At 66.8% G+C, this 13,527-nt stretch carries 17 protein-coding genes; 9 read left to right on the top strand and 8 right to left on the bottom strand.

Annotated features, from left to right (window positions below):
• Positions 1-118 precede the first annotated feature (118 nt).
• Positions 119-412, top strand: a complete 294-nt coding sequence (locus ASG20_RS12840) for a hypothetical protein (protein ID WP_056053333.1) — start codon at positions 119-121, stop codon at positions 410-412.
• Complete coding sequence (locus tag ASG20_RS12835) at positions 409-2,043, top strand: methyl-accepting chemotaxis protein (protein ID WP_082470966.1); 1,635 nt, start codon at positions 409-411, stop codon at positions 2,041-2,043. Before ASG20_RS12840 ends, ASG20_RS12835 begins: the two co-directional genes overlap by 4 nt.
• A gap of 102 nt (positions 2,044-2,145) precedes the next feature.
• Here ASG20_RS12835 and dprA read toward each other — a convergent pair whose 3' ends face one another.
• On the bottom strand, positions 2,146-3,237 hold the full coding sequence (gene dprA / locus ASG20_RS12830; RefSeq protein ID WP_056053329.1) for a DNA-processing protein DprA: 1,092 nt from the start codon (positions 3,235-3,237) through the stop codon (positions 2,146-2,148).
• Positions 3,230-3,844, bottom strand: coding sequence for a glycerol-3-phosphate 1-O-acyltransferase PlsY (gene plsY, locus ASG20_RS12825; RefSeq protein WP_056053326.1), 615 nt, complete (start codon positions 3,842-3,844; stop codon positions 3,230-3,232). Before plsY ends, dprA begins: the two co-directional genes overlap by 8 nt.
• A 153-nt stretch (positions 3,845-3,997) precedes the next feature.
• On the opposite strand from plsY, the gene murI reads away from it, so the two are divergent.
• Both murI and hemA read left to right on the top strand, forming a co-directional pair.
• Complete coding sequence (gene murI / locus ASG20_RS12820; protein ID WP_056053323.1) at positions 3,998-4,786, top strand: glutamate racemase; 789 nt, start codon at positions 3,998-4,000, stop codon at positions 4,784-4,786.
• Between the two features lie 136 nt (positions 4,787-4,922).
• Positions 4,923-6,185 carry a 5-aminolevulinate synthase gene (gene hemA, locus ASG20_RS12815; RefSeq protein WP_056053320.1) on the top strand — a complete coding sequence of 421 codons (1,263 nt, stop codon included), beginning with the start codon at positions 4,923-4,925 and terminating at the stop codon, positions 6,183-6,185.
• Between the two features lie 3 nt (positions 6,186-6,188).
• Here the strand turns inward: hemA and ASG20_RS12810 are convergent, their stop codons facing one another.
• Genes ASG20_RS12810 through ASG20_RS12790 form a run of 5 tightly spaced genes read right to left on the bottom strand, consistent with a single transcriptional unit; the run spans position 6,189 to position 8,977 of the window.
• Positions 6,189-6,761, bottom strand: coding sequence for a Uma2 family endonuclease (locus ASG20_RS12810; protein ID WP_056053319.1), 573 nt, complete (start codon positions 6,759-6,761; stop codon positions 6,189-6,191).
• A 31-nt stretch (positions 6,762-6,792) separates the two neighbouring features.
• Positions 6,793-7,257: a DUF3429 domain-containing protein gene (locus ASG20_RS12805; protein ID WP_056053316.1), complete on the bottom strand. Its 465-nt coding sequence runs from the start codon at positions 7,255-7,257 to the stop codon at positions 6,793-6,795.
• Positions 7,257-7,979 (bottom strand): anti-sigma factor, encoded by a 723-nt coding sequence (locus ASG20_RS12800; protein ID WP_056053313.1) that lies wholly within the window; start codon positions 7,977-7,979, stop codon positions 7,257-7,259. Before ASG20_RS12800 ends, ASG20_RS12805 begins: the two co-directional genes overlap by 1 nt.
• Positions 7,972-8,535, bottom strand: a complete 564-nt coding sequence (locus tag ASG20_RS12795; protein ID WP_056053310.1) for a sigma-70 family RNA polymerase sigma factor — start codon at positions 8,533-8,535, stop codon at positions 7,972-7,974. The genes ASG20_RS12800 and ASG20_RS12795 overlap by 8 nt, the downstream gene beginning before the upstream one ends.
• A 16-nt stretch (positions 8,536-8,551) precedes the next feature.
• The gene (locus ASG20_RS12790; RefSeq protein WP_056053307.1) at positions 8,552-8,977 is read right to left on the bottom strand and encodes a hypothetical protein; all 426 of its coding nucleotides are present in this window, start codon (positions 8,975-8,977) and stop codon (positions 8,552-8,554) included.
• A 252-nt stretch (positions 8,978-9,229) separates the two neighbouring features.
• Here ASG20_RS12790 and rpiB point away from each other — a divergent pair, with 252 nt between their 5' ends.
• The 5 genes from rpiB to ASG20_RS12765 all read left to right on the top strand — a co-directional run bounded on the left by rpiB (position 9,230) and on the right by ASG20_RS12765 (position 12,976).
• Positions 9,230-9,670, top strand: a complete 441-nt coding sequence (rpiB, locus tag ASG20_RS12785; protein WP_056053303.1) for a ribose 5-phosphate isomerase B — start codon at positions 9,230-9,232, stop codon at positions 9,668-9,670.
• The gene (gene glyA / locus ASG20_RS12780; RefSeq protein ID WP_056053301.1) at positions 9,667-10,977 is read left to right on the top strand and encodes a serine hydroxymethyltransferase; all 1,311 of its coding nucleotides are present in this window, start codon (positions 9,667-9,669) and stop codon (positions 10,975-10,977) included. The genes rpiB and glyA overlap by 4 nt, the downstream gene beginning before the upstream one ends.
• A 5-nt stretch (positions 10,978-10,982) precedes the next feature.
• Positions 10,983-11,162, top strand: a complete 180-nt coding sequence (locus ASG20_RS12775) for a hypothetical protein (RefSeq protein ID WP_056053298.1) — start codon at positions 10,983-10,985, stop codon at positions 11,160-11,162.
• A complete protein-coding gene (gene nrdR, locus ASG20_RS12770) occupies positions 11,163-11,627 on the top strand; it encodes a transcriptional regulator NrdR (RefSeq protein WP_056053297.1) in 465 nt (154 codons plus the stop codon).
• A gap of 224 nt (positions 11,628-11,851) precedes the next feature.
• On the top strand, positions 11,852-12,976 hold the full coding sequence (locus tag ASG20_RS12765) for a TrmH family RNA methyltransferase (RefSeq protein ID WP_082470965.1): 1,125 nt from the start codon (positions 11,852-11,854) through the stop codon (positions 12,974-12,976).
• Between the two features lie 180 nt (positions 12,977-13,156).
• Here the strand turns inward: ASG20_RS12765 and ASG20_RS12760 are convergent, their stop codons facing one another.
• Positions 13,157-13,456, bottom strand: coding sequence for a chorismate mutase (locus ASG20_RS12760; protein WP_056054676.1), 300 nt, complete (start codon positions 13,454-13,456; stop codon positions 13,157-13,159).
• Positions 13,457-13,527: the final 71 nt, after the last annotated feature.

The following is a 13,527-nucleotide window of genomic DNA, read 5'->3' as shown; positions in this document are numbered from 1 at the left end:
CAAATTGGCCGATTCGGGTCTTTGTCGAAGCCAAATCGGGGGCGATCATGCGCGGCGAACTTACTTTGCATTAACCAGGCGGTGCATAGGTAAGCGTATGAAATTCCAGCTAAGTCGGATGTTGATCCCTGCGCAGATCGCTACTGCGACAGTTGGGCTTGTCGCGTTGACGATGTGGCCGCCAGCATCGGGTTCGATGCTGTTGGTGCCGCTCGATCAAGATGGCGGAGCGGCGGTGCAGGGTGCGCTGGCGGGCGGTGCGGTGTTGCTCGGGGCCGGGCCGATTCCGGGATCGCTGGTCGTCGTTGGCGATCGTGCCCGCATCGCCCCCCAGGTCGCGTGGAATATCGTCATCATGGCCGCTCCGCCCGCAGGCTGCGGGGCCGATGTCGGTGCTAGGAAGCCAGCATGAATCGAATCGCCGCAGTGCTGAAGCCGGCCTTCTCCCAGCTGAATTTCGGGGCGAAACTGGGGGCCGCCGCAAAAATCGAGGATGATGCCGGCCTCAACCCGCTCGACCGGCTGCGGCGTCGCGCCGTCCAAGCCTGGGCGGCGATCGGCTGGATTTCGCTGGGGGGGCTACTGATAGGCAACGCCGTATTGGGCGCGGGCGCGAGCGTCCCGCTGTTGGTCATCGGCGCCATCATCACGGCGGGGCCAACCGCGATGGCGCTCCGCGGGCGCTACGATGTCGAGGCCCGGACGTTGATGGGGTCGCTCGCCGCGGTGATCCCGGCAATGCTCGTTTTCCTGCTCAAGGGGCATCCGTGGCAGATGGATGCACACATGTATTTCTTCGTCGGGATGGCGGCACTGGTAATGTTGGCGGACTGGCGGCCGATCGCGCTGGCGACGGTGCTGACCGCCGTGCATCATCTTGCGCTCGAATGGTGGGCCCCGGAATTCGTGTTCACCGGCACGGGTAATCTCGGCCGGGTGATCTTTCATGTCGTTGCGGTCGGGCTGCAATTCGGCGCGTTGACGGTGCTGACGATCCAGCTCGAGCGGCTGTTCCGGTCACAGAGCGCGGCGTTGCGGCGGTCGCGCGAGTTGACCGAGTTGGCGGAGGACGGTCAGCGGCGGACCGAAGAGGCGATGCATCAGGCGCGTGCGGCGGAGGCGGTGGCGGCGCGAGAACGCCAGCAGCGCGAGGACCAGGCGACGCGGATCGCGAGCGAGCGGCGCGGCGAGCTGGTGGCGCTAGCGAACGAGTTCGATCACTCGGTGACGTCGGTGGTGAAGAGCATCGGTCAGGCGACCGAACGACTAGAGCATGCGGCTGTGCGGCTCGAGGACGTTACCGGCGGCGCGACCCAAGATGCGGTCGAGGCGGCATCGGGCGCAGGCCGGGCGGCGCGCGACATAGCGCATGTCGCGTCGTCGATCCGCGACCTGTCCGAATCGATCCGGACGATCGCGATCGCGGCCGATCAGCAATCGGAATTGACCGTGGTGGCAAGCCTGGAGGCGCAGCGCAGCGTGCAGACGGTGGCGATGCTGGAGGATCACGCGGTCCAGATCGAGGTCTTTCTCGACGATATCCGCGAACTGGCAAGCAAGACCAATTTGCTGGCGCTGAACGCGACGATCGAGGCGGCACGGGCGGGCGACGCCGGGCGCGGATTCGCGGTCGTCGCGGGTGAAGTGAAAGTGCTGTCGGCGGATACCAAGCGGGCAAGCGACCGGATCAGCACGCTGCTCGCCGGGATCCGCGAAGGCGTCGCGGATACGGGTGAGAAACTGCGCAGCGTCAACACCGCGATCGGCCAGGTCTCGGTGGCGGCATCGGGGATCGCGACTGCGGTTGGCGAGCAGCGCTTCACGGCGCAGGAGGTCGATGCGGGTACAGCGCGCGCGGTCGACGCGGCTGACGAGATCGGCACCCGGATCAACGGCGTGGCGGCGGCGGCGGGATCGGCCTCGTTATTGTCGGCGTCGGTGCGGGGCAGTGCCAGCGACCTCGCAGCGAGCGCGCGAAATTTGCGGTCGTCGACCGACCTGTTCGTCTCGTTCCTGCAATCGGACGATGCAGCGGCGGCTTAGTTCCCAAGTCGCCCCAATCTTTTCGAGATTAGCGCTCAAGCGACCCTTGCCTTGGCGGGGGGGGGCTCGGTCGACGACCGTGAATGTCCGGGTGGAGCGGCGTCAGGTCAGGCTGACCCGGCCGCCGGCGTGGCGTTCGAGGCGACCGCTTAGCTCGAGTTCGAGCAACACCATTTGCACGACGGCGGGGGGAAGGTGCGACTGGCGGATGAGTTCGTCAATTGCGACCGCGACCGGGCCGAGCAGGTCGGTGATCCTGCGGCGGTCGGCGTCGCTTGCATCTTCGGGGGGCGAGGCGGCGTAGGCGCCGATCGGGGCGCGGACCGAGCGCGGGTCGAACGGGCGGATCTGTTCGAGGATGTCGGCGGCGGACTGTACCAGCGTGGCGCCTTCGCGGATCAGGAGGTTGCAGCCTTGCGCGCGGGGATCGAGCGGGCTGCCGGGGACGGCCATGACTTCGCGGCCGGACTCGTTCGCTAGCCGCGCGGTGATGAGCGAGCCGGATTTTGGGACGGCCTCGACGACGACCGTGCCGATCGCGAGGCCGGCGATGATGCGGTTGCGCGAGGGGAAATTGCGCGCCTTGGGCTCGGTGCCGGGGGGCTGTTCGGCAAGCAGCAGACCTTCGGTGGCGATGCGTTCCTGCAACGCGGTGTTGTCGGGCGGGTAGGCGATGTCGATGCCGCTGGCGATCACGCCGATCGTGGCGCCGCTGGTACCGGCGCCGAGCGCGCCGATATGCGCGGCGGTGTCGATGCCGCGGGCCAGGCCGGAGACGATGGTGGTGCCTTCCTCGGCCAATTGAAGTGCGAGCTGGCGGGCGAAGCGGCAGGCGGCGGCGGACGCGTTGCGCGCGCCGACCATCGCGATGCAGGGGCGGCCGGCGTGGGCGATGTCGCCGCGGAGGATGAGCGCCGGGGGCGCGGTCTCGATCTCGGCGAGCAGACGGGGATAGTCAGGGTCGTCGAGGAAGAGGTAGCGTGCGCCGAGCCTGGCGGTGGCGGCCATTTCGCGTTCGGCTAGCGCAGCGTCTGCGATTTTCGGCGCGCGTCCGCCGCCACGCTGGGCGAGCATCGGGAGGGCTTCGATCGCGGCGTCGGCGCTGCCGAAGCGCGCGATGAGCTGGCGATAGGTGACCGGTCCGATCCCGGTCGTGCGGATGAGCCGAAGTCTTGAGACCGTCGGGTCAGCCACTCTTTTGCCGGTTGGACCCGATGCGCGGTTCGGTGCCCGAGAACAGCCGTTCGACGTTCTCGCGGTGTTTCCACAGGACGATCAGCGCGAGCGCGAGGAGCAACAGGACGAGGTCGAAGCGACCGAACAGCGCGGCGGCGAACGGCGCGCTGAGCGCGGCGGCCATGCCCGCGACCGAGGAGATTCGGAGCCCTGCGAGGAGGCCGAGCCAGACGACCGCGTACACCAGTCCGAGCGGCCAGTGGAGCGCGACGACGATGCCCATCAGCGTGGCGACGCCCTTGCCGCCCTTGAACTTCAGCCAGACGGGGTAGCAATGGCCGATGAACGCACTGGCAGCCGCGAGCAGCGTATTACCGGGGAACAGGTGTGCGACCAGCAGCACGGCGACCGCGCCCTTGGCCATGTCGAGCAGCAGCGTGGCGGCGGCGAGACCCTTGCGCCCAGTGCGCAGGACGTTGGTCGCGCCGATATTGCCCGAGCCGATCGTGCGCAGATCGCCTGCGCCGCCGGCGCGTGTGAGGATGACGCCGAACGGGATCGAGCCGAGCAGATAGCTCAGCACGAGCGATAGCGTGGGCGCGACCCAGAGAATTTCCGTCTGCAACTATGTCCCCCGTTCTGGAGGGGCTTATAAGCGACGCGGGGCCGACGGCAAATGGCGTAGCTGGGCATCGATCACTCTCCATTCGTCAGGATGACGAGGTGGGGGGGCGACGGGTACTGGTTTGCACGGGCCGAACCGGCCTAAGAGCGCTGTATGGACACGCGCCCCATCCTATTCTTCGACTCCGGCGTCGGCGGGCTGTCGATCGTCGGTCCGACGCGCGCGGCGCTGCCCGAAGCACCGTTCGTGTATGCCGCCGACTCGGCTGGGTTTCCCTACGGGACCAAGAGCGAGGCGGAGATCGCGGCGCGGGTACCGGTGTTGCTGGGGCGGTTGGCTGAGCGGTATCGGCCGCGGTTGATCGTGATCGCGTGCAACACCGCCTCGACGATCGCGCTGCCGGTGGTGCGCGCCGCGCTCGACCTGCCGGTGGTCGGGACGGTGCCGGCGATCAAGCCGGCCGCGCTCCTTTCGAAGACCCGGACGATCGGCGTGCTGGGAACCGAGGCGACGGTGCGGCAGGCGTATGTCGATGATCTGGCGGCGAAGTTCGCGGGCGATTGCACGGTACTGCGTTATGGCTCGGCGGCTCTGGTCGAGATGGCCGAGGCGAAATTGCACGGCCGAGTCGTCGCGGCGGAACGCTATGCCGCGGTGCTAGATGGCTTGTTTTCGCAGCCCGGCGGCGACGCGATCGACGTGATCGTCAATGCCTGCACGCATTTCCCACTGGTCGAAGCGGAGCTTGCGGCCGCTGCTCCCGGCGTGGGCTTCGTCGATGGCGGACCGGGGATCGCGCGGCGGATCGTGCATCTCATGCAGGGCGAATCATGGTCGGGAGCGGGGGAGGGCGTTGCCGTCTTAACCCGGTTGGGCGACGAGGAGCGCGCGCTCGGACCGGCTCTGGCGGCGCGGGGGTTTGGCAGGATCGAGCAGCTTTAAGCGCTGACCTGGGACAATGTGGCACCTTGCGTCGTGAGCGCATCGTGGCAATGTGCTGCCGGGATGAGGAAAGCGATCACCGTAAGAGCGGTATTGCGCTGGAAACGAGTGAAAGCGAGGCGTAGTGCCCAAGCCTATGATTACCAACGGCATCTCGGCAACGGATTCTACCTTGGGTCCGCGAGTCGATTATTCGCGCGTTTTTACGCAGGCGATCGACCGGTTGCATGCCGAAGGGCGCTACCGCGTGTTCATCGACATTCTCCGCAACAAGGGTGCGTTTCCGAACGCGCGCTGCTTCGCCGGGCATAATGGTCCGAAGCCGATCACCGTGTGGTGCTCGAACGATTACCTCGCGATGGGCCAGCACCCGAAGGTGATCGCGGCGATGGAAGAGGCGTTGCACGACGTCGGTGCGGGCTCGGGCGGCACGCGCAACATCGGCGGCAACACGCATTACCATGTCGACCTGGAAGGCGAACTCGCCGACCTGCACGGCAAGGAAGCGGCTTTGCTGTTCACCAGCGGGTACGTCTCGAATGAGGCTACGCTGGCGACACTGGCGAAGGTGCTGCCGGGCTGCATCATTTTTTCCGACGAATTGAACCACGCGTCGATGATCGCGGGCATCCGTAACTCGGGCTGTGAAAAGCGCGTGTTCCGCCACAACGATCTCGCGCATCTCGAAGAGCTCCTTGCGGCCGAAGATCCGGCGGCACCCAAGCTGATCGCGTTTGAGAGCGTGTATTCGATGGAGGGCGACATCGCGCCGATCTCCGCGGTGTGCGACCTCGCCGACCGGTATAACGCGCTGACCTATTGCGACGAAGTCCATGCGGTCGGGATGTACGGCGCGCGCGGCGGCGGCATCTCGGAGCGGGACGAGGTCGCGCACCGGATCACGATTCTCGAGGGGACGCTGGGCAAGGCGTTCGGAGTGATGGGCGGCTATATCGCCGCCGATCGCACGATCGTCGACGTGATCCGCTCGTATGCGCCGGGGTTCATCTTCACGACCTCGCTGTCACCGGTGCTGGTCGCTGGCGTGCTGGCTAGCGTGCGGCATCTGAAGGCGTCGAGCGTCGAGCGCGAGGGGCAGCAGGCTTCCGCGGCGATGCTGAAGGCGATGCTGAAGGACGCTGGGCTGCCGGTGATGATCGGCGATACGCATATCGTGCCGCTGATGGTCGGCGATCCGGTGAAGGCGAAGAAGATAAGCGACGTGCTGCTCGCCGAATACGGCGTGTACGTGCAGCCGATCAACTACCCGACCGTGCCGCGCGGGACCGAGCGGCTGCGGTTCACACCGGGCCCTGCGCATACCGAGGCTATGATGCGCGAGTTGACTGAAGCGCTGATGGAGATCTGGAGCCGCCTGGACTTGCGCAAGGCGGCTTGAGGGTCAGTCGACGACGATGTCGAGGTTGAGTTCGGGGATTGCGATAGTCTGGCCGAACGGGATCAGCCGTTTGTCCTCGTAATCACCGGCGCGGGGCTTGGCCATCACATGCGTCCGACGCGCGTTGATATCGACCACCCAATAATGTGGCACGAACGCCTCGGCATAGTCGCTTCTCTTGGCGCCGAGATCGAGCGCGAGGCTCGTATCCGCGATCTCGACAGCAAGGAACAGCGCAACGCGGTCGAACAATGTCGCGCGTAGATCGGGGTCGCGAAGCACCGCCACATCCGGTTCGCGCAGCGTGTCGGCGGTCAGGCGGACGGTCGGCTCCTGCCCGACGATCCATTCGGTGCCGAGTGCGGCGAAGGCGGACTGTAAGCGCAGGAAAGCGATCCGCTGCGCGTTCCAGTGCGGTACGTTTGCCGGTGACATCCGCATAATCTCCCCGTTGACCAGTTCGACCTTGCCCAGCCAGTCGGCTATCGGCGGATGACGGACGAGTTCCATGAACTCGGCGGTGGTGAAACGCGCTGGCCCGGAAGCCAATTGAGTGATGTGTTCGGCAACGCTCATAGCGTTAGTATAGCATTTTCCCGCACCCGAGTCACAATATGGCCGCCAGTAACGTCAGGACGCCGAGGCCGATCGACAAGGGGATGCGCAAGGCCATCCAGCCGGGTGGCGCGATGCCGGCGCGGACCAGCGCGCGGTCGACGAGCAGCGCGGCGATCAGGCTGATGCCGAGCACGACGAGCGAGGGGCCGGGCCAGCGCAGGCCGACCATCCAGGGCCAGGCGGTGATCAGCGCGATCAGCGACGGCGCGACGCTGGCGAACCAGAGCCAGCGGGGCGGCGAGTCGGTGCGCGCGGCGAGGCCCCACCAGAGACCGCCGAGGAAGCTCAGGATGATCGCGGCATAGGCGTAGGCGATCGCCAGCGCGGAAAACCGGCTTTGCGGATCGCCGCTCAGCAGCAGCGCGACCGCAGCGAGTTGCGGGAGAAGGCCGCTCAGCCCGAGCAGGCGCGCGATCGGCGGGATGCCGCCGGTCGCGGCGGGTCGCTTGGTCATCAGACGCGCGCGACTACGCCGGTGGCGACGACCGGGCCGGTGGGCAGGCCGGTCGGCGAGCCGCCGAGCGGTTCGACCGAGATCGCGAGCGTCGCGCCGGGGGTTATGCGACCGCGGTCGACGCCCTTGGGTGCCAGCGAGGTCGGACGGCCCGAGAGCAGGCCGAGCGAATGCGGCACGCCGTCGCCGCCGATTACCCAGAGCTGCGCGACGCGGGCGTCCGGAACGCCGGGGCCTGCCGCGACGCGGAGTGCGCCGTTGGCGGGATCGTAGACCGCGGCGACCGGCGACTTCGCGTCGCCGAGCATCGCGACGAGCACGCTGGTCGGCCGCGCGGCCGGTATTGAGGGGGCGATCGGTTGCGAGACGGGCACGGTCGGCTCTGGGCGGACCATGACGAACAGCAACAGCGATGCGGCGATCGCGCTGGTGACGGCGGCGAGCGCGGGCCATGCGAAGCGGCTGGTCTTTGCGGGCGCCGGGGTTCCATCGAGGCTGGCTTCAATCCGGGCGGCGAGATGCGGCGGCGCGGTCTGTTCGGGCCAGAGGTCGAACAGCACGGCCAGACGCGACCGCCACCATTCGACTTGGGCGGCAAAACCGGGTTCGGCGAGCACGCGGCGCAGGGCTGCCCCGCGCTCTTCGCCTTCGAGCAGGCCGAGTGCGAGTTCGGCGGCGGCAACGCCCTCAGGCACGCCGGTATCGGTGGTCGGATCAACCATCGAGGCAGTCCTTCAGGCGGGCGAGACCGCGGCGGACCCAGCTCTTCATCGTGCCCAGCGGCACGGCGCGCTTGATCGCGAGTTCGGCGTAGGTGACGCCGTCGAAGAACGCGGTGCGGATCGCGTCGCGCTGTTGCGGTTCGAGACCGTCGAGGCATTCGATCAGTTCACGCGACGATTCGCTCGCCAGCATTCCCGCCTCGGCGCCTTCACCGGGATCGGCGATGTCGGGCGCGTCGTCGAGCGGGCTGGTGCGGCGGACGCCCTGCGCGCGCTGCCAGTCGATGGCGCGGTTGCGCGCGATCGTCGCCAACCAGGTTATCGGGCTCGCGCGGCCGGGTTCCCAGGCACCGGCGCGTTTCCAGATCGTAAGATAAACCTCGTGCAGCACATCCTCCGCGGCTTGGGCGTTGCCGCAGATACGATGGGTAATGCCGAAAAGCTTCGCGCTGGTCAGCGAATAGAGTTCGCGAAACGCGTCGCGGTCCTCTTGCCCGGTGCGCAGGAGCACCTCGGAGAGATGCGCGCGCGCCGCGTCCGCATTTGAAAAGGCCATGGTCACGATCCGGAACCTAGCGGCTAAGTCGCTCGCGGCAATAGCCTTCGCCGGGCTTGACGGTGAGGCAGTCGGTTTTGCCGAACAGATATTTGAGCCCGGTCGCGTCGCCGTTGGTCGGGCGAAGCGTTTCGTGGATGCCGCCGCGATCGAAGGATATCGTGTCGCCGGTCGCGGTGCCGTCGAAATTGCCCTTGTTGTCGAGGTCCCACTGCATGGTCAGCGCGTAGTGGCCGGGCGCGGCGGTCGGCGCGACGTCCAAGACCATGCCTTCGACGCCGATCCAGCGGCCGGTATAGTCGGGCGCGGGTTTGGGCGCGGGGGCGGAGACCTTGCGTTCGACCGAGCCGGCGGGCGTCATGTTGCCGTCGCTGCTGGTGTCGGGCGCAGGGCCGGAACAGGCGGTCAGCGCGACGGCGGCGAGCAGGGTGAGGGCTTTCATCGATGTCTCCTTCACGGTCGGCGTTCAGCGCAGATGCCGACCTTAGCGCGTCATCCTCACGAAAGTCAGGACCCAGAGCCACGGGTGATGCGCTATGTTAACCTTGGGTCGCCCTGGGTCCTGACTTTCGTCAGGATGACGGGGTGAAATGGGATGCCGTCGTCCATCACGACCCGCGAACAGGTGTGGCAAATGCGCGCTCGGGTCGGTAAGGGGCTGGGCACCCGATCCCCCGTCACAGGATTACGCCAGGTGCGCATCGCCATCGCGTCCGATCACGCCGCCGTTTCGTTGAAAGCGGTGCTCGCCGCCTGGCTGCGCGAGGCGGGGCATGACGTGCTCGATCTCGGGCCTGAAGGCACCGCCAGCGTCGACTATCCGGACTACGGGTTCAAGCTCGCGTCGGCGATCGCCGATGGTAACGCGGACCGCGGTATCGCGCTGTGCGGCTCTGGGATCGGTATCTCGATCGCCGCTAACCGCAACCCCGCCTGCCGCTGTGCGCTCGTGTCCGAACCGTTGTCGGCGAGCCTTGCGCGCATCCATAACGACGCCAACGCCATCGCGATGGGCGCCCGCCTGATCGGCGAGGAAATGGCCAAGGCGTGCGTCGAAGCTTTCTTGTCCGCCGAATTCGCCGGCGGCCGTCATCAACTCCGTGTCGACAAACTTTCCACAAAGGTCCCCGCATGAGCACTCAGCCCCGCGAACTCCACGACGTCCAGCCCGACGGCTTTTTCACGCGCGGCCTCGCCGATGCAGACGCTGCCGTATTCGCCGGCGTCGCCGCTGAACTGGAACGCGAGCAGACGCAGATCGAGCTGATCGCGTCCGAGAACATCGTCTCGAAGGCGGTGCTCGAGGCGCAGGGCTCAGTGTTCACGAACAAATATGCCGAGGGCTATCCGGGCAAGCGCTACTACCAGGGCTGTGCACCGTCGGACATGGTCGAGACGCTAGCGATCGAGCGGGCGCGCGCCATCTTCAGCTGCGGGTTCGTCAACGTGCAGCCGCATTCGGGTGCGCAGGCGAACGGCGCGGTGATGCTGGCGCTGGTCAAGCCGGGCGACACGATCCTCGGCATGAGTCTGGATGCGGGCGGTCACCTGACGCATGGCGCCAAGCCGGCGATGTCGGGCAAGTGGTTCAACGCCATTCAGTACGGCGTGGATGCGACCACGCATCTGATCGACTACGACCAGGTCGAGGCGCTCGCGCTCGAGCATCAGCCGAAACTGATCATCGCGGGCGGCTCGGCCTATCCGCGGACGATCGACTTCGCGCGCTTCCGCGCCATTGCGGACAAGGTCGGCGCGTATTTCATGGTCGACATGGCGCATTTCGCCGGGATCGTCGCAGCGGGTCTGCACCCGACGCCATTCGGCCACGCGCATGTCGTGACCACCACCACGCACAAGACGCTGCGCGGCCCGCGCGGCGGCATGATCATGACCAACGACGAGGCGCTGGCGAAGAAGTTCAACTCGGCGGTGTTCCCGGGACTTCAGGGCGGGCCGCTGATGCACGTGATCGCGGCGAAGGCGGTCGCTTTCGGCGAGGCGCTGCAGCCCGACTTCAAGAGCTACATCGCCGCGGTCGTTGAGAACGCTAAGGTGCTGGCGGCGACGCTCAAGGAGCGCGGCTCGGACGTCGTCTCGGGCGGCACCGACACGCATCTCGCGCTGATCGACCTCACTCCGCTGGGCATCACCGGTCGCGATGCGGACGAGGCGCTGGAGCGCGCGGGGATCACCTGCAACAAGAACGGCATCCCCAACGATCCGCTGCCGCCGGTCAAGACCAGCGGCATCCGCGTCGGTTCGCCAGCGGGTACGACGCGCGGGTTCGGCCCGGCGGAGTTCCGCGAGATCGGCAACATGGTCGCCGACGTGCTGGACGGCCTCGCGAAAAAGGGCGAGCATGGGGACCCGGAAGTCGAGGCGGACGTTCGGACGCGTGTTCGTGCACTCTGCGCGCGCTTCCCGATCTATCAAGGATAAGCAGCATGTCGAAGTTCGACGACGTCCAGAACGACATCAAGGCGACCCCCGGCCTCGGCAAGAGCATGGCCAAGTGGAGCGCACTCGGCGCGGTCGTGGCGATCCCGGTGCCGGTCATCGGCCCGATCTTCGGCGCACTCGCGGGCGCGGGCTACGCGTACTACAAGGGCAAGAAGAAGGTCTGAATGCGCTGCCCCTTCTGCGGACATGAAGACAGCCAGGTAAAGGACAGCCGCCCCACCGAAGACGGGGCGGCGATCCGACGCCGGCGCCAGTGCGAAGGCTGCGCCGCGCGTTTCACGACGTTCGAGCGGATCCAGCTGCGCGAGCTGTTCGTGTTGAAGAGCGAGGGGCGGAGAGAGCCTTTCGACCGGGAGAAGCTGCTCAGGTCGTTGTCGATCGCGACGCGGAAGCGGGCGATCGAGCCGGGGCGGATCGAGAAGCTGGTGAGCGGGATCCAGCGGCGGCTGGAGACGTTGGGCGAGAACGACGTCACATCGAAGCGGATCGGCGAGATGGTGATGGACGGGCTCAAGGGGCTCGATTCCGTCGCGTATATCCGGTTTGCGAGTGTGTATCGGGATTTCAGCGAGGCGAAGGACTTCGAGGCTTTTGCCGGGAGTGTCGAGGAGGTTGGGCGGGCGGAGTGATTTGCTCCCTTACCTGTCCTTTGATACGCGCTCTCGACTTTGCTCAATCGCTACTCGGGACGAACGGATTGGGGGTGAGGTCTGAGCCTCATGGATACGTCCGCTCGCCCGTTCCCCGCTAGGTTATCAGGCTCGTGGTTATCAGGCCCATCACCCCCTCTTCCGTTCGTCCCGAGTAGACGTCGAGCTTGTCGAGACGGCGTATCGAGGGATAAGCCCCACCCATGACATTCTGGGCCTATGTGGTGCGTTGCGCCGACGACAGTTATTACACTGGACATACCGACGATCTTGAGCGGAGGATCGGCCAGCACAATCTCGGCGAAATCCCGGGGTACACGCAGACGCGACGCCCGGTGACGCTGATGTGGAGCCAGGAATTCCCCTCGCGGCAGGAGGCTCTCGCGGCGGAGTTCCAAGTGAAGGACTGGTCGCGGAAGAAGAAGGAGGCGCTGTTCCGCGATGATTGGGCGGCGGTGTCGGCGGCGGCTAGGAAGCCTGAGCGTTCGGAACCTGTCCCTCGATACGAGGCCTCGACAAGCTCGACCTCTACTCGGGACGAACGGGATGGGGAGGGTGAACAGGCTGGTATGGACGAGGAAGCGACGGTCGGCGCCTCGACCCCACCCCCCGTCATAATCCTGGTCCGCCCCCAACTCGGCGAAAACATCGGCAAGGCCGCGCGCGCCATGCTAAACTTCGGGCTCACCGAAATGCGCCTCGTATCCCCGCGTGACGGCTGGCCCAACCCCTCCGCCGGCCCGGCCGCCAGCGGTGCCGACATCGTGCTCCAGAACGCGAAGGTCTACGACAGCGTCGCCGCCGCCACCGCCGACTGCGCGCAGGTGTTCGCGACCACGGTACGCAAGCGCGGCGTGACCAAGCCGGTCGTTACCCCGGAACAGGCCGCAACCGAGATCCACGCCGCCCCCGGCCGCTCCGCGATCCTGTTCGGGCCCGAGCGCTCCGGCCTCGAAACCGACGACGTCGCGATCGCGCGGACGATCATCACGGTGCCGATCAATCCGGAGTTCGGCTCGCTCAATCTCGCGCAGGCGGTGATCTTGGTCGCCTATGAATGGTCGAAGGGCCTCACCGCCGAGCGCGAGCTGTCGCAGCCGTCGATCAACCCGATCATGCCGCCCGCACCGCAGGAAGAACTCGACGGGATGATCGGGCAGCTCGATGCGATGCTGATGGGTGCGGGGTTCTTCCACCTGCCCGACAAGATGCAGTCGACGCGGCGGACGCTGCGCACGCTGCTGACGAAGCCGGGCTGGTCGAGCCAGGAAATCCGAACTTTCCGCGGCGTACTGTCGTCGCTGGCGGGGAAGAGGCCGCGGGGCTGATTTTTCGACCGGGCGCGCCTCCGTTCGTCCCCCGCCTCCCGTTCGCCCGCCTCCCGTTCGCCCCGTCCCGTTCGCCCTGAGCGAAGTCGAAGGGTGTGCCCCAAGCGAAGGTGCTTCGACTTCGCTCAGCACGAACGGGAGAGGGGTGAACGGGGTAGGGTTTGGGGCTTGTCGGAAGTTTTAGCGGCGGTCGAACGCCGCCAGTTCATACGTGATCGAGGCTTCGACCAGCGTCTCCCACAGATCCGCGACCACTGCCTCCGGAACGCCCAGTCTCACCGCCTCGGCCCGCGCATTGTCGATCACCTGCGCCTTCCGCGCCTCGTCGCGGACATGCCCACGCTCGGGCTTGATGCGCGCGGCGGCGTCCATGTACGCGAACCGCGCGGCGATGAGCGCGACCAAGTCGCGGTCGAGCGCGTCGACGCCTGCGCGGACGTCGGTCATGGTGGTGCAATCTGGGCCGGGGAGAATGGTCATGCGCCGTCTCTTGCCGAGCCCCATACGGCCTGTCCAGCTTGACTCTGGCCCGCCCCCCGTCTAGGCGCCCG

This window comes from Sphingomonas sp. Leaf198 (assembly GCF_001424005.1).
In the GTDB taxonomy this organism is placed as follows: Bacteria; Pseudomonadota; Alphaproteobacteria; order Sphingomonadales; family Sphingomonadaceae; genus Sphingomonas.
The sequence above is the reverse complement of the archived record's forward strand: the minus strand, read 5'-3'. Positions and strand labels throughout refer to the sequence as shown.